Below are 18,975 nucleotides of genomic sequence, written 5' to 3' on the forward strand. Positions count from 1 at the left end.
TTTTTTTTTTGCCGAAAAAACCATTGAACAGTGCCGTTTTTTGCCATTTTTAATCAAAATAGCACACCAATTGGCGACACTTTCATACACATTTCTTACCGCATTTTACATCCTGCGGCCACATGTCACAAACCACACCGCGACCCACGCTGATTCAGATTTTGCCGTGACGGCGATTATTGGTAATTTTGCGGTTGCAACTCGATATAAACAACCATATATAATATAACATGCTTAGATCAGGAGGCTCGATATTCAGTAACATTCCGCCTGTTACAAAAAATCTCATAATCATCAACTTCATAGTCTGGCTCGCCACCATGGCGCTTCCCCACCGGCTCGGCATAGACATCATGCAGTTTGGCGCGCTCCACTATATCAAGGCGCCCGATTTCAACCCCGCGCAGCTGCTGACATACATGTTCATGCACTCCACATCCGACTTCGCCCACATACTCTTCAACATGTTCACACTCTTCATATTCGGAGTCACCCTTGAAAGAGTCATGGGCGCGCCGCGGTTTCTCTTCTACTACATCTCGTGCGGCATCGGAGCTGCCATCATACAGGAACTCGTGTGGGCATGCACATGGGAGGATATCTTCGTCAGAAGCATGGCCAATTTCTACGGCGTCGACTTCCCCGAAATGCGCCAGGCCATCAGCGCGGCGGTCAGCTCCGGACAGGAACTGACATTCCTCAACCAGCTGCAGACCATCGGAGCATCCGGAGCCATCTACGGAGTACTGCTCGCATTCGGAATGCTCTTCCCCAACATGCCGCTCTACATCATGTTCATACCCGTGCCGATCAAAGCCAAATGGATGGTCATCGGCTACGGAGCCATCGAACTGCTGATCGGGCTCAGCTCGGCCAACGACGGAGTGGCCCACTTCGCCCACCTCGGAGGCATGATCTTCGGATTCATCATGATATGGTTCTGGAAAAAGAAAGGCACACTGCATGGCGGTTATTGAACTCATACGAAATCGCGCCCCACGATGGTCGGCGCTCACTTGGATCATCATTGCCTGCGCGGCAGTGTTCGTTATCGTCAGGATCGCCGCAGCCACAGGCGCATCTGCTGCCGGCGGAAGCATGGCCCAGACACTCGTCGACCGGCTCGCGCTGTCATCCGACGCCGCCGCGCTCATGAGTCGCCCGTGGACACCGTTCACCTACATGTTCACCCACTATGAGGTGATGCACCTCATTTTCAACATGCTCTGGCTCTACTGGTTCGGCACACTGCTGCTCACCGTATTCTCCGGCACGCGGCTAATGGCAGTCTATCTCACCGGCGGACTCGCCGGAGCGGCCACATACCTGCTCTTCGGCCTGACAGCATCGCTCACGGCCCCACACTCCATGGTCGGAGCCAGCGCAGCCGTGCTTGCCGTAGTCGCAGCCACGGCAGTAGCGCTTCCGCGCCTACGCATCAACCTGATGCTCATAGGTCCCGTAGAGATCCGGTGGATCGCACTCGCCATCGTGGCGCTCGACGCCGCAGCCATCGGAGGCACATCCATCGGCGCACACATAGCCCATCTCGCAGGAGCTGCAGCCGGCGTCCTGTTTATGATCAAGATACGCCGAACGGCCACATCCCGACCCGGGACGGTCCGACACCGGCCTGAGAACACCTCCGGCCGAGTCGGCACCGATGACCGTAAACAGCTCGACATGCTGCTCGACAAGATTCGCATCTCAGGCTACGCGTCGCTGACACCCGAAGAACGTCGCACACTATTCGAAATCAGCCGCAAATGAAACTGATCCGCATCATAGCCATGCTGTCGGCGCTGACAGTGGCCATAGTCACCGTCGCGTCGGCCTACGCCGGCTCGGTCAATCCACAGTCATGGGCTCTCCCATCAGTGCTTGCCATGATATTTCCGGCCATGCTGCTACTGACGGTCATACTGATTATCGTCAACCTGTTTATCTGCCGCAAGGCCGCCATAGTCGGAGTCGCGTCACTCCTCTGCTGCCTCAGCCCGGCTCTCGACGTCTGCCCGCTCAACTTCTCCGAGCCGGCCGCCGACTCAGAACCGCTGACGCTACTGACCTACAACGTCATGCAGCTCACCGACTTCACCGGCACATCCGTCTCCGACAGCCCCAATCCCACCCTCCGGATGCTGGCGTCGTCCGAAGCCGACATCATAGCGCTTCAGGAATGCTACGACATCGCATCCATAGCCGCCGGCGAGGCCAACCGTCCGCTCCTCGACAGCATCAGCCGTCATTATCCCTACCGCTCCTATGGCGCACGCGGACAGTCGTTGCTCTCGCGCTTCCCCTTCGACGAAATAATCCTCTCACGACCGAATGCCGACGACTTCCGGGTACGGGCCTTCCGCATCTACATCGGAGCCGACACAATCACACTGTTCGACGTACACCTCCAGTCGATCGGACTCACACCCGACGACAAACAGCTCTACCGCGACCTCACACGGGGCGACACACAGGGCCGCGGCATCAAAGGCGAAATACGCGAGATCCGCTCCGACCTCATATCCAAACTCACAGAAGCGTTTCGCGCAAGAGCCCTGCAGACCGCCGCGCTGACCGACATGATAGCCGAAACCGGAGGCAAATGCATCGTTTGCGGCGACTTCAACGACGTGCCCGGATGCTATGCACTCAGATCGCTCGCCGCCACCGGACTGCGCGACGCATGGCGGAAGTCGGCGCTCGGACCCGCCATCACCTACCACGCCAACCGGCTCTACTTCCGCATCGACCACATACTCTACAGCCCGCAGCTCATCACACCGCTGCGCACACGACGCCTAACATGGCCATACTCCGACCACTACCCCGTCGAAATGACATTCACCCTCAACAACCCCGCCACGACACAAGACTGAGCCATGCGCTACACCACCTATAACATAGCCGGATCCGACGTCAGCATACCCTCACCCGAAAGCTATGCCGACTGCGCCACCCTCATAAAGTCCGACTCATACCGCCACAACGGCCGACACGACTCCATACTGCGGATATGGATCAGCGGATTCACACGCATCAGCATCGGATTCTCGTTCTGGTTCAGGCTCGCGCAACACCGCAAAGGATGGCTTTACCCTATAGCACGACTGATGACCAAACGCTATAAACGACGCTACGGGCTATTTATCCCGCCAAAGGTCACCATCGGGTTCGGACTATACATACAGCATTGCCAGGGACTCATCATCAACCCCACGGCTGTCATTGGAAACAACGTCAACATCGGACAGTTCACCACCATCGGAGCAAACGGGCCACAAGCCGCACGGATCGGCGACGGAGTCTACATCGGACCCTCGGTATGCATTGTCGACAACGTGGAGATCGGAAGCGGAGCCTGCATAGGAGCCGGAGCGGTGGTCACACGCGACATCATGCCACACACCACAGCCGGAGGTGTACCCGCCCGACAGATCTCACCGGCCGGACACCCCGAATTCATACGACACCCATGGCCGATTTGAATGCTTTTTTGCATGATTATGCACATAAAATCGCCCGCCGATTTTGCCAATTGAAGCATATTTGCTAAATTTGCATGGTTTTCACGATAGAAGTCATGACAACCGACGAAACATCATCAAAATTCTATCGCATGCGACAAACAAAAAAAGCCGTACTGATACTCGAAGACGGCACACGCTTTGAAGGCAAATCATTCGGCTACGAGGCCTCGACTTCGGGCGAAGTGGTGTTCAATACCGCCATGACAGGCTACCCCGAAAGCCTCACCGACCCGTCCTACGAAGGACAGATCCTCGTCACCACCTATCCCATATTAGGCAACTACGGAGTTCCACCAGAAAGAGAGAAGGAGCAGGTCAGCGAATTTCTTGAAAGCGACCATATCCACGCACGCGCAATCATAGCACAGGACTACAGCTACGACCACTCCCACTGGCAGGCCGCACGATCGCTCGGCGACTGGCTCAAGGAGCAGCATATCCCCGGAATATACGACATCGACACCCGCGCCCTCACGCGACATCTCCGCGAAAAAGGATCAATGCTCGGCAAAATCATCGTCGAAGGATGCGGCGACGTCGAATTCTACGACCCCAACAAAGAAAACCTCGTCGCCAAAGTCAGCACCCGACAGGTCGAGACCCACGGCGACGGCGACAAGACCGTCGTGCTCGTCGACTGCGGAGTGAAACACAACATTATCCGATGCCTCACACGCCGCGGAGTCAAAGTCATACTCGTGCCATGGGACTACGACTTCAACCAGATCGACTACGACGGACTCTTCATATCCAACGGACCGGGCAACCCCGACATGGCGCAGGCCACCGTCGACAACATCCGTAAAGCCATGGACACCGGCAAACCCATCTGCGGAATATGCATGGGCAACCAGCTGCTGTCTAAAGCCGCAGGAGCCAGCATCTACAAGCTCAAATACGGACACCGCTCCCACAACCAGCCGGTAAGAAGAATCGGCACCGACAAATGTTTCGTCACATCGCAGAACCACGGATTCGCCGTCGACTCCGACACACTGCCCGAAGAGTGGGAAACACTCTTCGTCAACATGAACGACGGCACCAACGAAGGCATACGCCACAAGACCAAGCCCTTCTTCTCCGCGCAGTTCCACCCCGAAGCAAGCAGCGGACCCAAGGACACAGAGTTTCTTTTCGACGAATTCATCAGCCTCCTCTAACCATCAGCCATCATCATGACAGACCACAAGAACCAAAAAATAAAAAAAGCCCTTCTGCTGGGCTCCGGAGCACTCAAGATCGGAGAAGCCGGCGAATTTGACTACTCGGGATCGCAGGCTCTCAAAGCAATGAAGGAAGAGGGCATCACCACTGTCCTCATCAACCCCAACATCGCCACCGTACAGACCTCCGAAGGATTCGCCGACAAGATCTACTTCCTCCCCGTCACACCCTACTTCGTTGAGAAAGTCATCGAAAAAGAACGCCCCGACGGCATACTGCTCGCATTCGGCGGACAGACCGCACTCAACTGCGGAGTGGCACTCTTCGAGAGCGGGGTGCTCGAACGCTACGGAGTAGAAGTGCTCGGAACCCCCGTACAGGCCATCATGGACACCGAGGACCGCGAACTCTTCGTCCATAAGCTCGACGAGATCGGGGTCAAGACCATCAAGAGCGAGGCCGTCAACACCATCGACGACGCACGCGCGGCAGCAGCGCGCCTCGGCTACCCCGTCATTGTCCGCGCGGCCTACGCCCTCGGCGGACTCGGATCGGGATTCTGCGACAACGAGGAGCAGCTCGTCAGCCTCACCGAAAAAGCACTCTCCTTCTCACCCCAGGTGCTCGTGGAGAAATCGCTCAAAGGATGGAAAGAGGTCGAATACGAAGTGGTCCGCGACCGGTTCGACAACTGCATCACCGTCTGCAACATGGAAAACTTCGACCCGCTCGGCATACACACCGGCGAATCAATCGTCGTAGCACCCTCGCAGACACTCACCAACGAAGACTACCACTACCTGCGCCAGCTCGCCATCAAGATCATACGCCATATCGGCATCGTCGGCGAATGCAACGTGCAGTATGCCTTCGACCCCGCATCGATGGACTACCGCGTCATCGAGGTCAACGCCCGGTTGAGCCGGTCTTCGGCACTCGCATCGAAAGCCACCGGATATCCTCTGGCATTCGTCGCCGCCAAACTCGGACTCGGATACGGACTCTTCGACCTTAAGAACTCCGTCACCAAGGAGACATCCGCATTCTTCGAGCCGGCGCTCGACTATATCGTCTGCAAGATACCCCGCTGGGACCTCGGCAAATTCCACGGCGTACGCCGCGAGATCGGATCGTCCATGAAATCCGTCGGCGAAGTCATGGCCATCGGACGAACATTCGAGGAAGCCATACAGAAAGGCCTACGCATGATCGGACAGGGCATGCACGGATTCACCGGCAACCGCGAACTCTCCATAGCCGACATCGACCATGCACTCGCCGAGCCGACCGACAAACGCATCTTCGTCATCGCACAGGCCATGATGAAAGGCTACAGCGTCGAACGCATACACGAACTCACAAAGATCGACCGCTGGTTCCTCCACCGTCTGGCCAACATCGTCAGCACATCCGACGAACTCAGCCTCTGCGACAAGCTCGAAAACATCTCCGAGCCGCTTCTCCGCCAGGCCAAGCAGCAGGGATTCTCCGACTTCCAGATAGCACGCTGCGTGCTCAAGGACTCCATGGCCGATCCCGAAAACAATATACTTCAGGTGAGAGAACTGCGCAAACGGCTCGGCATCACCCCTGTCGTCAAGCAGATCGACACGCTCGCCGCCGAATATCCCGCAAGCACCAACTACCTCTACCTCACATACAACGGCACCGAAAACGACGTCAACTATCTCCACGACCACCGGTCGATCGTAGTCCTCGGATCGGGAGCCTACCGCATCGGCAGCTCCGTGGAGTTCGACTGGTGCTCGGTCAACGCACTTCTCACCGTCAAGAAAGAAGGCTGGCGATCGGTGATGATCAACTACAACCCCGAAACCGTATCGACCGACTACGACCTCTGCGACCGCCTCTACTTCGACGAGCTGACATTCGAGCGTGTCATGGACATACTCGACCTTGAGCAGCCCCACGGAGTCATCCTCTCGGTGGGAGGACAGATACCCAACAACCTCGCCACACGCCTCGACGACCAGCACGTCAACATACTCGGCACATCGGCGCGCAGCATCGACAACGCCGAGGACCGCAACAAGTTCTCCGCAATGCTCGACCGCATCGGAGTCGATCAGCCGCGCTGGCGTGAGCTGACGAGCTTCGAGGATATCTACCAGTTTATCGACGAAGTTGGCTATCCGGTGCTCGTGCGCCCGAGCTACGTGCTTTCGGGAGCCGCTATGAACGTCTGCTCCAACTCCGACGAGCTTGAACGCTTCCTGCGTCTGGCTGCCAACGTTTCGAAGAAGCACCCCGTAGTGGTCAGCGAGTTCATACAAAACGCCAAGGAGATCGAGATGGATGCCGTGGCACAGAACGGAGAGATCAAGATCTACGCCATATCCGAGCATATCGAATATGCCGGCGTACACTCCGGCGACGCCACCATACAGTTCCCGCCGCAGAAACTCTACGTCGAAACCATACGCCGTCTTAAGAAAGTGGCCTCGGCCATAGCCAAAGCCCTCGACATATCCGGCCCGTTCAATATCCAGTTCCTGGCTAAGAACAACGACATCAAAGTCATCGAGTGCAATCTGCGCGCATCGCGCAGCTTCCCCTTCGTATCGAAGGTGTTGAAACTCAACTTCATCGACATAGCCACCAAGGTGATGCTCGGCATTCCCGTCGAAAAACCCGCGAAGAGCGCATTCGACCTCGACTACGTAGGCATCAAGGCCTCGCAGTTCAGCTTCTCACGCCTGCAGGGAGCCGACCCGGTGCTCGGAGTCGACATGTCGTCGACCGGCGAAGTCGGCTGTCTGGGCGACGATTCGTCCGACGCGCTGCTCAAGGCCATGCTCTCCGTCGGCAACCGCATCCCCTCAAAGGGAATACTCCTCTCCACCGGCGGACCCAAGCAGAAGGCCGCAATGCTCGACGCCGCACACAAACTCAACAACAAGGGCTACAAGATCTACGCCACAGGAGGCACACACGCCTTCCTCAACGACAACGGCATACCCGCCGTAAAGGTCTACTGGCCCAGTCAGGCCGACATGCAGCCGCAGGCACTCGAACTGCTCCACAACCATGAGATTGATCTCGTGGTAAACATCCCCAAGAACCTCACACCCACCGAACTGGGCAACGGACACACGATACGCCGCGCGGCAATCGACCTCAACATACCGCTGCTCACCAACGCCCGCCTGGCATCGGCATTCATCGACGCATTCACATCGATGACACTCGACCAGATCGAGATCAAGTCGTGGGACGAGTATAAATGACCACACTGTCTCCACTATGACACTCGGCCAGAGCATAGCCGAAACCCGCAAGCGCCTGGAGCCTCACTATTCCGACGGTGAGGCCCGGGCGCTCGTCAGAGAGATACTGTTCCGGCTCAAAGGATGGACTCCTGTCGACATAGCCGTCAAGGCCGACGAGCCGGTCAGCGGATTCATACAGTCGAAAATCAGCGAAGCCGTCGACCGGCTGCTGCGCGACGAGCCCGTGCAATACATCTTCCGGCGCGCCACATTCTACGGACTCGACTTCACCGTCACCCCCGACGTGCTCATACCGCGGCCCGAAACGGCCGAACTCGTCGACATCATTGTCGGCGACCACAGCGGTCAGTCCGATCTGCGGGTGGCCGATCTTTGTACCGGATCAGGATGCATAGCCTGCGCTCTCGCACGCAACCTCCCATTCGCGGAAGTCACCGCCATCGACATCTCCGAGCCCGCCATAGCCGTGGCACGCGAAAACGCGTCGCAGCTCAAAGTCGACGTCGACGTGCGACGCGACGACGTGCTCGCGCTCACTCCACCCGAAGCCCCGCTCTACGACATCATCGTCAGCAACCCGCCCTACATCACACAGAGCGAAAAAACGTCGGTCGACGCCAACGTGCTCCTCTACGAACCCCACTCTGCTCTGTTCGTGCCCGACACCGACCCGCTGCTCTTCTACGAAGCGATCGGACTCTATGCCGTCAAAGCGCTCGCACCCCGACACTCGCTATACCTTGAGATCAATCCACTCCACGCCGAAGCGCTTCGCGACATGCTCGCCCGACAGGGATGGCACGACATCGATCTGCGGCGCGACACATCAGGCAAGCTGCGCTTCGCCATAGCCACACGGACCTCATGAACCGACCCACCACATCGCCGCGTCAGGCGCTCGAACGGCTCCGCGACCTCTGCGGCCGATCCGAACACTGCACCGCCGAGATAGCGCGCAAACTCTACACCTGGGGCATAGGATCATCCGACAGCGACAAGATCATACGCCTGCTCAAGCGCGACCGCTATATCGACGACAGGCGATTCACAAGCGCGTTTGTCCGCGACAAATTCATCTTCAACCACTGGGGACGACTCAAAATCCGTGCCGCCCTCGCAGCCAAGCGCATCGACCGCGACATGGCCGACAGCATCATCGACGAGGAGATCTCCCCCGAAGCCTACGAAAACTCCCTGATAGCCCTGCTGCGCACACGTTCGCGTGCCATAAACGCCGATCCGGCCGACTACGACAGCCTGACGCGGCTCATACGGTTTGCCCTGTCGCGCGGCTACGAAAGCGCGGCAGCGATCCGCGCGGTAAAATCCCCCCGGCTGTGGGACGACGACGGCGACAGCCCCCTATGAAACAGTCCATCCGCTCATGGATCGACGATCTGGCTTCCGTGATATTCCCCCGCGTATGCGAAGTCTGCGGCCGGTCGCTGGCACACGGCGAACATATCCTCTGCCTCGAATGCCTCACCGACATGCCACGCACGGGCATCGCCTCCGACGCATTTACACAGATGCACATACGCCTCGCATCACCCGGCCTTCCGGTCGAAAAAGCGGCCTCGTGGTTCTACTACTACCGCGACTCACCCTACGCAAAACTCATACAGCAGGCCAAATACAACGGCCGTCCGCGGCTCGCACGCACACTCGGACGCATGTTTGCCACAGAGATCGCCCCAACAGGATTCTTCGACGGCATCGACGTCATAACGCCCGTGCCGCTGGCCACACTCAAGTTCATCATCCGCGGCTACAATCAGGCCAAGGAAATAGCGCTCGGCATATCCGACGCTACAGGCCTGCCGGTAGAGGAAATGCTCCATGCACGTCGCCACTCCACGCAGACGCGCCGCACGTCATACCAGCGCTGGATCAACACACGCGGCGTCTACACCGTGTCAAAGCATCACACGCCCGACAGCCGTCACATACTGCTCGTCGACGACGTAATGACCACCGGAGCCACAACGCTCAGCTGCCTGACAGCGCTCCACACTGCCTCTCCGGCCGCACGCATAAGCGTGGCCACCCTCGCCCTCGCCCATAAATACTGATCAGCCACATTCCACCCCTTAGCCGCCCTGCTGACTTCTGACCATGATTGCGCACACACGGCACGGTCAGAGCGAAGAATAAGCGGGAGTGAAGGTGTCGCCACCCTCTATAGTCCCGTCGGTCACCCCCTTGCGGAGCCAGCGGCTACGCTGATCCGAAGTGCCGTGATTGAACGATTCAGGCACGGCATAGCCATGAGCGCGCTTCTGCAGATAATCGTCGCCGATTTTCATCGCAGCGTCGAGAGCCTCCTCCAGATCACCCTCCTCAAGCGAGTTGAACCGCTTGTTATCGTTGTGAGCCCACACGCCGGCCAGATAATCGGCCTGAAGCTCCAGACGCACACTGATCTTGTTGGCCTCCGACTTGCTCAGACGGCTCATCTGCTCGTGAGCCTTGCCAAGTATTCCCAACTGATTCTGCACATGATGGCCCACCTCATGGGCTATGACATAAGCAAATGCGAAATCACCGCCCGCACCGATCGTCTGACGCATCTCTTTCAGAAAACTCAGATCGATATACACCGACTCGTCGGCCGAACAATAAAACGGACCGGTCTGCGCCGTCGCGCCACCGCAACCGCTCTGCACCGAACCGTTGAACAGCACCAGTTTGGGAGGCTCATACGTCAGTCCGCGGCGCTGAAACTCTTCGGTCCACACATCCTCCGTTCCGGCAAGAATCGTGCTGACAAACTGCTCCAGCTCCTCATCCTGACTGTCGGGCACATACGCCTGCTGCTGCGAAGTCCCGCCGCCAAGAAGCTGTCCGGCATTGCCCATCACTACCTCAAGCGGATTACCGCCCGATATCCAGGCTATGAGAGCCGCCACTATCACGGCTCCGATGCCACCTGCAGCCACCTTGCCGCCGCTGCGGCGGCGATCCTCGATGTTGCTGCTCTGTCTGCGTCCCGAAAGTTTCATAACGCTGTATATGATTACTTGCATCTCGTTGTTTCAGCTACAGGAATATCACAGCCCTGGCTCAAACAACACGATCTCTTATTAGATAATGCTCAAAAAGCCATAATGTTCAGTCGATATCTACATGAGTGGCTATCACATCCTCGTTGAGAAACACACGACCCAGACCGGTGAACTTTTCAGGATTCTCCGTCGTCAGATACTCGCATGTGCCACCGCGACGGCAGCGTCTCTCCATCTCCGGATGCCGCCCGAGATAATCCTTAAGACTCTCTGCCACGATCTCGCCCTGACACACCACGCGGATTCCTTCGGGAACCCTCCGGCGTATTTTGCCGTAAAGAAGCGGATAATGCGTGCAGGCAAGCACTATCGTGTCGAGCGTCTCATTGCCCTCAAGCAGCCGGCCTACATACTTGTCGACAAAATAATCCGCACCGTCGCCGTCAGCCTCCAGATTCTCCACCAGAGGCACCCACATCGGGCAAGCCTCCGACGTCACCCTGTAGCCCGGATAAAGCTTCTCCACCTCCATGTCATAACTCTGCGAGCTTACCGTCCCGACGGTGCCGAGCACGCCGATATGGCCGGTCTTTGTAAGCCGCCCTATCGATTCCGCCGTAGGACGTATCACCCCGAGCACGCGCCGCGACGGATCTATCTGCGGCAGATCATTCTGCTGTATCGTCCGCAGAGCCTTGGCCGAGGCCGTATTGCACGCCAGGATTACCAGACGGCATCCCCGAGCGAAAAGAAACCTCACCGCCTCAAGTGTGAAACGGTATACGATATCGAACGAACGCGGACCGTAAGGCGCTCTGGCATTGTCGCCCAGATACACGTAGTCATACTGCGGCAGCGCCCGGCGTATCTCCTTGAGTATCGTCAGGCCGCCATAGCCCGAGTCAAACACCCCGATCGGCCCGGAGGCATATCTCTCCTCATTCACAGCATCCATAATGCAAACAATGTGACGTCACCATACAAAAAAACGCTGTGTCACATGATCTGTTGATCACCCTGACACAGCGCCACATTTTTTTCAACCCGGAAGCAAGGCCTTAAAAACCTTACTTCGCTATTCCGAGCTTCTTTTTGACCAGATCGGAGGCGTCGACCACATCGGTGCCTACATACACAGGCTGGGTCACATCGAAGATCATGGTGAAATTGTTCTCCTGACCTACGGCCTTGATAGCATCGGCGATCTTCTGCTGGATCGGAGCAAGCAGCTGCTGCTGCATACGGTCCAGATCCTCCGAAGCGCTCTGCTGGAACTGGCCTATGCGCTGAGACTTCTCCTGAATGTCAGTCATGCGGCGCTGACGGATCGTTTCGGGAGTATTGGCATCCATGTTCTGGAACTCAGTATATACCTTGTTATACTCATCCTGAAGCACTTTGAACTCCGACTGGAATTTGGCGGAAGCGGCCTCCATCTGTGTTTCGGCCTCCTTGGTTTCAGGAAGCTCCGCAAAAATCTGCTGACTGTTGACCACACCGAACTTTGCCTGCGCGGAGGCGATGGCGGGGAGAGCTATCAAGATAGCCACAAAAATTTTCTTAATCATCGTTTATGTTTGAGTCTGTTAAAAATTATCGCTTTCGTTATGCAAAGTTACGAAATTTACTTCGAATATCCTAACTTGGCCAGCACCTCGTTGCTGATATCAATCCGCGGCGAGGCGAATATTATGTCGGCCGACGAGGCACGGTCGAAGATACACTGGAATCCGCGCTCCTCGCTCACCGCCTTCACGGCATTGTAAACCTCGTCCTGAATCGGCTCCATGAGCTTCTGACGAAGCACGAACAGATCGCCCTCCGGACCGAAATACTTCTGGCGCAACTCGGCGGCGGCCTTCTCCTTGGCCGTTATCTCCTTCTCGCGCTTCTGCTTCTGCTCGTCGGTCAGAAACACCATGTTTGACTGATAGTCCTTATACATCTTGTCGGCCTCCTCGGCAAGAACATCCACCTCCTTCTGCCAGCGCAGCGACATCTGGTTGACCTGCTCATTGGCAATCTCGTAGGCAGGTATGTTCTTCAGCACATACTCCATGTCGACCAGAGCGAACTTCTGAGCCATGGCGCCGAGCGCACATCCCACCAGGGATATTGCTATCAATGCTATACGTTTCATATCTCAGTTTTTCCGATTTATATATTATTTAGACACTCACGCGGCCGAATTGTTTAATCGACGGCCACATTCAGTCCCGACACACACATCCGCACCGGCATCAGAACTCCTGACCGAGAATGAAGTGGAAATGACTTCCGCCACGACGGCCGAACACCTTGTCGAAGCCATAGCCCCAGTCGATACCCATCAGACCCACCATCGGAAGGAAGATACGCACGCCCGCACCGGCCGAACGCTTGAGGTTGAACGGCGAGAAGTCCTTCACATTGGTCCATGCATTGCCCGCCTCGAGGAATGTCAGGCCATAGATGGTCGTCGTGGGCTGCAGCATGAACGGGAAGTGGAGTTCCACACCCAGTCGGGCATAAGCGTAGCCGTCATAGCCCCACGGAGTCAGAGCGCCGTTGTCATATCCGCGGAGAGCCACGGTTTCCGTTGCGTAGCTGTACGATCCGCTCATGCCGTCACCGCCCACATAGAATGTCTCGAACGGAGTCTTCAGATACTTGTTGTAGCTGCCCAGCAGACCGAAATCGGCACGGGTCATCATCACCAGAGTCCACTTGCCCGTCGGATTATTGAGCGGAGTGTATGTGCGGCTCTGGAACTTCAGCTTCCAGTACTCGATCCAGCGATACATCTTTTTCTTAGCCTCGGTGGTATTCTCCTCGCTGAGCTGTTTCCAGTCATGCTTGCCGAAGAGCGATGCCGGAGGAGTCATCTGCAGGCTCAGCGAAAACTGCGAGCCGCGGCGGGTGTAAAGCGGACTGTCAATCGAATTGCGGGCCAGGGTCAGACCGAGCACAAGCGAGTTCGACGTACCGTTGTTCATATAGTACAGGTAATCCCAGTTCTTCAGATAATACCACTGATACGACAGCTCGGTGGTGAAGGAAAAATAGTCGTCGGGCCAGTTCAGACGCTTGCCGAAGCCCAGAGTCACGCCGGCCATCTGAAGCACCTTGTTCGGATCATAGGCATTCTCGTAGCTGTACTGATTGTCATAACCGTAGCCATAGTTGCCATATCCGTAGCCATAACCGTAACCGTAAGGATAGCCGTAGCCGTAACCCGAATTATACCAGTTGTTGTTGTAATAAGAGTCGTTCACACCGGTCTGACGCGAGAAATAAGCCGACACCGACAGAGAGTTGGGGCGCTTGCCGCCAAACCACGGATCAAGGAACGACACCGCATACTGCTGATAGTAGCGGGCATTGGTTTGAGCCGAAACGGTGAACGTCTGACCCTCGCCCTGCGGTATTATCCCCTTGTAGCTGCCCGGGTTGAAAAGATTCTTGATCGAGAAGTTGGTGAATTTCAGAGCCACCTTGCCTATCACGCCGGTCTGACCCCAGCCCAGCGAGAACTCTATCTGGTCATTGGCTTTCGACTCAAGCGGCAGGATTATATCCACCGTGCCGTCCTCCTGATTGGGACGGATATCCGGATTCAGATTCTCAGGATTGAAATGACCCGTCTGCGCTATCTCACGTATCGATCTCACGAGGTCATCCTTGCGGAAAAGCTCGCCCGGACGTATGTAAAGCTCGCGGCGCACCACCTTCTCATACAGGCGGTCGTTGCCGTTGATCTCCACACGGTTGATTCGCGCCTGCGGACCCTCCATCATGCGAAGCTCCAGATCGATGGAGTCGCCCCTGACATTCTTCTCGATAGGCACAAGCTGATAGAACAGATAGCCGTTGTTGAGATAATAGTTGGCCACAGCGTCCTCATCGGTCTGCGTGCGCTTCTCCAGCAGTTTCTGGTTGTACACCTCGCCCGGACGTATGTCGAGTATCCGGTTGAGCCTGTCGGTTTCGATCACCGTATTGCCCACCCAGGATATGTCGCTTATATAGTATTTCTGACCCTCCTCGACGTTGATGTGCACGTCGACAGTCTTCTCGTCAAACGGCACGACGCTGTCCGACAATATCTTCGCGTCGCGGTAGCCGAGCTCGTTGTATTTCTCCAGTATGCGGTTGAGGTCATCCTGATAGTCGCTCTCCACAAACTTCTTCTGCTTGAAGAGATTGAGCAGATTGCCATTCTCGTTGGTCTTCTTCATGGCGCTCTTGATCTTCTTGTCCGAAAGCATCTCGTTGCCGTCGATATAGATCTTGTGCACCTTGAGCTTGTCGTGCTTGTCGACGTTGATCTCCACTATCATCTTGTTGGGAGCCGACAGATCCTCGTGAAGCACTATGCTGACCTCGGCATTGCCGAAACCTTTCTCCTTGTAATAAGCCTTTATGATCATGGTGGCGCGGTTCACGATGTTCTGCGTCACCTGATTGCCCTCATAAAGCTGCAGACGCTCCTGAAGGTCGTTCTTCTCGCCCTTTTTCACCCCCTGATACTCGATCTTCGATATCTGGGGCTGCTCGCGCAGATGGATCGTCAGCCAGGCCTTGTCGTCGGCGGTCTTGTCCACCGTGATCTGCACCTTGCTGAACAGACCCTGACGCCACAGACGCTTCATGGCCTGGGTCAGCTCGTCGCCCGGTATCTCTATCCGCTCGCCGGTCTTAAGACCCGAATAGCCTATCACGATGTGATCCTCATAGTTGTCGGCTCCGTCCACACTGATCTCGGCGATCTCGTAGGAGCGCGGCATGCTGTTGAACACCACCGGCGGATTGTACACAGTGTCAGCCGGCTGGCTTACCATGCCTGCGGCCGGCTGACCGGCCATGAGCGCCAGCGCCGCGAAGGCTATGAGATTACGATATATTTGACTCAGCTTGTTCATTATATCCATTGCGTGATTGATATCGGTGATAGTATGTAAATCGTAGTGAACTGTCGTTTATGGTTGTTTTACCTGATCGGAAGTTAGCCCGAAACGCCGCTCGCGTCCGGCAAAGTCGTCGAGAGCGCGCTCGAAGTCGGCCTTGCTGAAGTCGGGCCAGTAGGTAGGGGTGATATAGATTTCTGAATATGCTATCTGCCACAACAGGAAGTTGCTGACACGGCGGTCGCCGCCGGTGCGTATCAGCAGATCCGGATCAGGCATTGAGGCTGTTGTCAGATACCCCGAGACAGTCTGCGGAGTGATCTCCTCAGGCGTCAGAGTGCCCGCGGCCGCGGCCGCGGCCATACGGCGGCACGCCTCGGTGATCTCCCAACGCGACGAATAGCTCAGCGCCAGACACAGCGTCAGCCCGGTGCAGTGGGCCGTATCGGCCATGCACTGCTGCAGACGGGCCATTGCCTCGGCCGGCATACGCTCGAAATCGCCTATCATCGTCAGCCTGACATTGTTCTTGATCAGATCGGGGGTTTCCCGCTCGATGGCCATGACGATCAGATGCATCAGGGCATCCACCTCGGCCTGCGGACGCTGCCAGTTCTCGGTCGAGAAAGCATATAGGGTCAGGTAGCCCACACCGGCCTCAGAAGCGGCCTCGGTGATCTTCCTGACTGTGTTGACACCCTCCACATGACCGGCCGAACGGTCCATGCCGCGTTCGGTGGCCCACCGTCCGTTGCCGTCCATTATTATGGCCACATGCTCCGGTATCCGGCGGTCGGTGGCTGAAGTGTTATGGTGTCTGTTCATGATTGCTTGTGTTTGTTTCTCTGATAAGATCAGTCTATGCGGTGACAGGTTTCGCAGCGCTCGCCAAACTCGTAGCTCACCGACATGCTCAAAGCCCAGTACATGTCAGTGTTCTTCAGCAGCGAACTCTTGATACCGTATGGATCGGCGAGATCACGGCCGTCGAGATTGTCCGTCAGCGTTTTGTTCATCGTCAGCTCCAGTCCGAGATTAAGCCGCTCCGAAGGCTTGTAGCGCACGCCGGCAGCTATCGGAAGTGTCAGAGAGGCGTAGCTGCGCGAGTCAACATTCGACATCACCACGCCCACACCCAGACCCAGATATGGAGTCCAGCGGCGCAGACGCTTGTAGGTCTCACCTATGCCATAAGGGAAAAAATTGAATTCGCCACGCACGGCCAGATCGGCCACTGTCGCCGTAAAACGGTAATCAGCTCCGCCGGGCAGTGCATTGTTCATGTCGGAGGTATTGCCGCTGATACTGTTCACCCCGGCCTGCACCCGGCCCGACCAGCGCGAATTGAAATTGTAGCGGCCGAACAGATCGGCATGGATGCCCGGACGACGGAAAGCGAACTCCTCGTTGGCATCGCCCGTATATCCGCTCATCCCCAGCGAGACGCCGAAATCCCACATATAGCGTGCCTCCTGCGCGCGCAGACCCGTCAGAGCCGACACCGCAAGAGACATTGCCAGTATGTAAAGCCTCGTCCTCCTCACCACACGGCTTATTGTATCGGGAAGAAAGTGAAGTAATTGATATATCCGCGCTTTATAGACGGCGAGAAACCGTCATACGATACTCCGCCGAACAGATATATATACGGACACTCCCAAGAGCTTATCGGCTTGACGGCACGGGAAGCCTCGGGATAAAGAGTCTGGTTCACGACCAGCGCCTGGGCGCCTGTCAGCAGAGGAGCGTTGCTTCCGGGCTGCATATACGCTGGAGCCTCCGCCCAATGCACACCCTGGTCTACCGACATATACACCTTGTCGTTAAGCTGACCGCTGGCATAGTTGCCGCCGAAAGCCAGCAGCACAGGCGAACTGCTCGCCACATACTGGATGTCATGCGTCACATGATAATAAGGTATCATCACCGCACCCTCCACAGGGGGCAGCGACTGAAGCGATACAGCGGCCCATTCACTGCCGTCGTAGGCCCACATGCTGCCCGTGAGCGTGCCGTCGGCCTTCCGGCCGCCAAGCATGGCGAACATCGCCTTGTCGCTCCACTGGGTGGTGAAAGTCATCGGAGCGCTCGCACCCTTGACCGGACAGTCCTCGGCCACCGGCTTCTCTGCCGTCGCCGGATATGTCACATGACTGTAAGAGCCGTCTGCATTCTTCTTGTTGCCGAGCACCGTCGCACCGTAACCGCCATAGATGTAGTCCATCGAAGCACCGGTGTCGCGCCACGTCTTGCCGCCGTCGGCGCTTAGGTAAAGCTTGTGGAGAGCCGTGATATAGAGAATGCCGTCAACCGACGATAACGTGGCCACATCGCTGCCGGACGGAAGTGAGGCCTGCGAGATGCTCCACCGGCGGTCGGCCGGATTGTCGGTCACTGCGATTGTAGCAGAGCGTCCGTCAGAAGCAAGAGTGTAGTATCTGCCGCCCATCTCCACGGTCTTCTGCGCCGCCGGGCTGCCGAGAGTAGTGGGAAGCATGGCGAAATTGGTCACATCCCAATAAAGCGAGTCAGGTTTCTTCTCGTGCACATTGAGTTTCACCACATAGTCGCGCTGCACCTTGCCGTCGGCCGACACTATGCGCACCTTCACGTCATCGTTGCCGAAATACACCGAGTCATTGCTGCTCTCGAAGTAGTTGATCGTCTGCGGTTCACCCTCTTTATCAGTGAAAAGCACCTCAAGCTGGCTGGCCGATTCGACAGTGAGATCTACCGTAACATTGCCCTTCACGGTTCCGGCCGGAAGAGAGTCGGCGTTGAATATCACCCCGTTGTTGAGATCTATCGAAAAAAACAGTGTGTCGGTGTTCTCGGCTATCAGCGGAGCGCTTCCCAGTCCGAAATATTTCACCTCCACATTGCTCAACGTAGTGCTTTCGATCACAGTCACCTCGCTGTCATCGCTATTGCATGATATTACAGACCAACCGGTTAGGACTGCCAATATGATGTGATAAAGTCTTGGCTTCATAAAACTATATTTTTCAACGTGCAAAGTTAACAACATTTTCATTAACTCCGCGACCTTCATAGTTAAAATACGTAATCTCACACACGGCCTCACACCCACGGCACAGGTTATCACACCGGTTCTACACACGGCCTCACATATTCCGCGATT

General features: G+C 56.5%; 18 protein-coding genes. 10 read left to right on the forward strand and 8 right to left on the reverse strand.

The window, feature by feature from the left end:
• The 10 genes from C5O24_RS14280 to C5O24_RS04185 all read left to right on the forward strand — a co-directional run.
• A partial coding sequence (locus C5O24_RS14280) for a hypothetical protein (RefSeq protein ID WP_205961063.1) occupies nucleotides 1-229 on the forward strand: 229 nt, incomplete at its 5' end.
• Nucleotide 230: 1 nt separating this feature from the next.
• On the forward strand, nucleotides 231-977 hold the full coding sequence (locus C5O24_RS04145) for a rhomboid family intramembrane serine protease (protein ID WP_107035283.1): 747 nt from the start codon (nucleotides 231-233) through the stop codon (nucleotides 975-977).
• Nucleotides 964-1,770, forward strand: a complete 807-nt coding sequence (locus C5O24_RS04150) for a rhomboid family intramembrane serine protease (RefSeq protein ID WP_107035284.1) — start codon at nucleotides 964-966, stop codon at nucleotides 1,768-1,770. The genes C5O24_RS04145 and C5O24_RS04150 overlap by 14 nt, the downstream gene beginning before the upstream one ends.
• Nucleotides 1,767-2,876: an endonuclease/exonuclease/phosphatase family protein gene (locus C5O24_RS04155; RefSeq protein WP_107035285.1), complete on the forward strand. Its 1,110-nt coding sequence runs from the start codon at nucleotides 1,767-1,769 to the stop codon at nucleotides 2,874-2,876. Before C5O24_RS04150 ends, C5O24_RS04155 begins: the two co-directional genes overlap by 4 nt.
• Nucleotides 2,877-2,879: 3 nt before the next feature.
• The gene (locus C5O24_RS04160) at nucleotides 2,880-3,485 is read left to right on the forward strand and encodes a serine O-acetyltransferase (protein ID WP_107035286.1); all 606 of its coding nucleotides are present in this window, start codon (nucleotides 2,880-2,882) and stop codon (nucleotides 3,483-3,485) included.
• Nucleotides 3,486-3,616: 131 nt separating this feature from the next.
• Complete coding sequence (gene carA / locus C5O24_RS04165; protein ID WP_107035309.1) at nucleotides 3,617-4,687, forward strand: glutamine-hydrolyzing carbamoyl-phosphate synthase small subunit; 1,071 nt, start codon at nucleotides 3,617-3,619, stop codon at nucleotides 4,685-4,687.
• Nucleotides 4,688-4,702: 15 nt separating this feature from the next.
• On the forward strand, nucleotides 4,703-7,939 hold the full coding sequence (gene carB, locus C5O24_RS04170) for a carbamoyl-phosphate synthase (glutamine-hydrolyzing) large subunit (protein WP_107035287.1): 3,237 nt from the start codon (nucleotides 4,703-4,705) through the stop codon (nucleotides 7,937-7,939).
• A 16-nt stretch (nucleotides 7,940-7,955) separates the two neighbouring features.
• Entirely contained in the window at nucleotides 7,956-8,810 is an 855-nt protein-coding gene (gene prmC / locus C5O24_RS04175; RefSeq protein WP_107035288.1) for a peptide chain release factor N(5)-glutamine methyltransferase, read from the forward strand.
• On the forward strand, nucleotides 8,807-9,310 hold the full coding sequence (locus C5O24_RS04180; protein ID WP_161553799.1) for a regulatory protein RecX: 504 nt from the start codon (nucleotides 8,807-8,809) through the stop codon (nucleotides 9,308-9,310). Before prmC ends, C5O24_RS04180 begins: the two co-directional genes overlap by 4 nt.
• Nucleotides 9,307-10,014, forward strand: a complete 708-nt coding sequence (locus C5O24_RS04185) for a ComF family protein (RefSeq protein ID WP_107035289.1) — start codon at nucleotides 9,307-9,309, stop codon at nucleotides 10,012-10,014. Before C5O24_RS04180 ends, C5O24_RS04185 begins: the two co-directional genes overlap by 4 nt.
• Nucleotides 10,015-10,080: 66 nt before the next feature.
• Here the strand turns inward: C5O24_RS04185 and ypfJ are convergent, their stop codons facing one another.
• The 8 genes from ypfJ to C5O24_RS04225 form a co-directional block, all read right to left on the reverse strand.
• Nucleotides 10,081-10,944 carry a KPN_02809 family neutral zinc metallopeptidase gene (gene ypfJ, locus C5O24_RS04190; protein ID WP_107035290.1) on the reverse strand — a complete coding sequence of 288 codons (864 nt, stop codon included), beginning with the start codon at nucleotides 10,942-10,944 and terminating at the stop codon, nucleotides 10,081-10,083.
• Nucleotides 10,945-11,053: 109 nt separating this feature from the next.
• Nucleotides 11,054-11,902 carry a glutamate racemase gene (gene murI, locus C5O24_RS04195; RefSeq protein ID WP_107035291.1) on the reverse strand — a complete coding sequence of 283 codons (849 nt, stop codon included), beginning with the start codon at nucleotides 11,900-11,902 and terminating at the stop codon, nucleotides 11,054-11,056.
• Nucleotides 11,903-12,014: 112 nt separating this feature from the next.
• A complete protein-coding gene (locus C5O24_RS04200) occupies nucleotides 12,015-12,515 on the reverse strand; it encodes an OmpH/Skp family outer membrane protein (protein ID WP_107035292.1) in 501 nt (166 codons plus the stop codon).
• A gap of 56 nt (nucleotides 12,516-12,571) precedes the next feature.
• Nucleotides 12,572-13,087 (reverse strand): OmpH/Skp family outer membrane protein, encoded by a 516-nt coding sequence (locus C5O24_RS04205; protein WP_107035293.1) that lies wholly within the window; start codon nucleotides 13,085-13,087, stop codon nucleotides 12,572-12,574.
• 100 nt (nucleotides 13,088-13,187) lie between these two features.
• Nucleotides 13,188-15,848 (reverse strand): BamA/OMP85 family outer membrane protein, encoded by a 2,661-nt coding sequence (locus C5O24_RS04210; protein ID WP_107035311.1) that lies wholly within the window; start codon nucleotides 15,846-15,848, stop codon nucleotides 13,188-13,190.
• 57 nt (nucleotides 15,849-15,905) lie between these two features.
• Nucleotides 15,906-16,658, reverse strand: a complete 753-nt coding sequence (gene uppS, locus C5O24_RS04215) for an undecaprenyl pyrophosphate synthase (RefSeq protein WP_107035294.1) — start codon at nucleotides 16,656-16,658, stop codon at nucleotides 15,906-15,908.
• A 29-nt stretch (nucleotides 16,659-16,687) separates the two neighbouring features.
• A complete protein-coding gene (gene porG, locus C5O24_RS04220) occupies nucleotides 16,688-17,347 on the reverse strand; it encodes a type IX secretion system protein PorG (protein WP_107035295.1) in 660 nt (219 codons plus the stop codon).
• A 38-nt stretch (nucleotides 17,348-17,385) separates the two neighbouring features.
• Nucleotides 17,386-18,825, reverse strand: coding sequence for a DUF6242 domain-containing protein (locus C5O24_RS04225; RefSeq protein WP_107035296.1), 1,440 nt, complete (start codon nucleotides 18,823-18,825; stop codon nucleotides 17,386-17,388).
• Between the last annotated feature and the right edge of the window lie 150 nt (nucleotides 18,826-18,975).

The organism is Paramuribaculum intestinale, assembly GCF_003024925.1.
GTDB classification, from domain to species: Bacteria; Bacteroidota; Bacteroidia; order Bacteroidales; family Muribaculaceae; genus Paramuribaculum; species Paramuribaculum intestinale.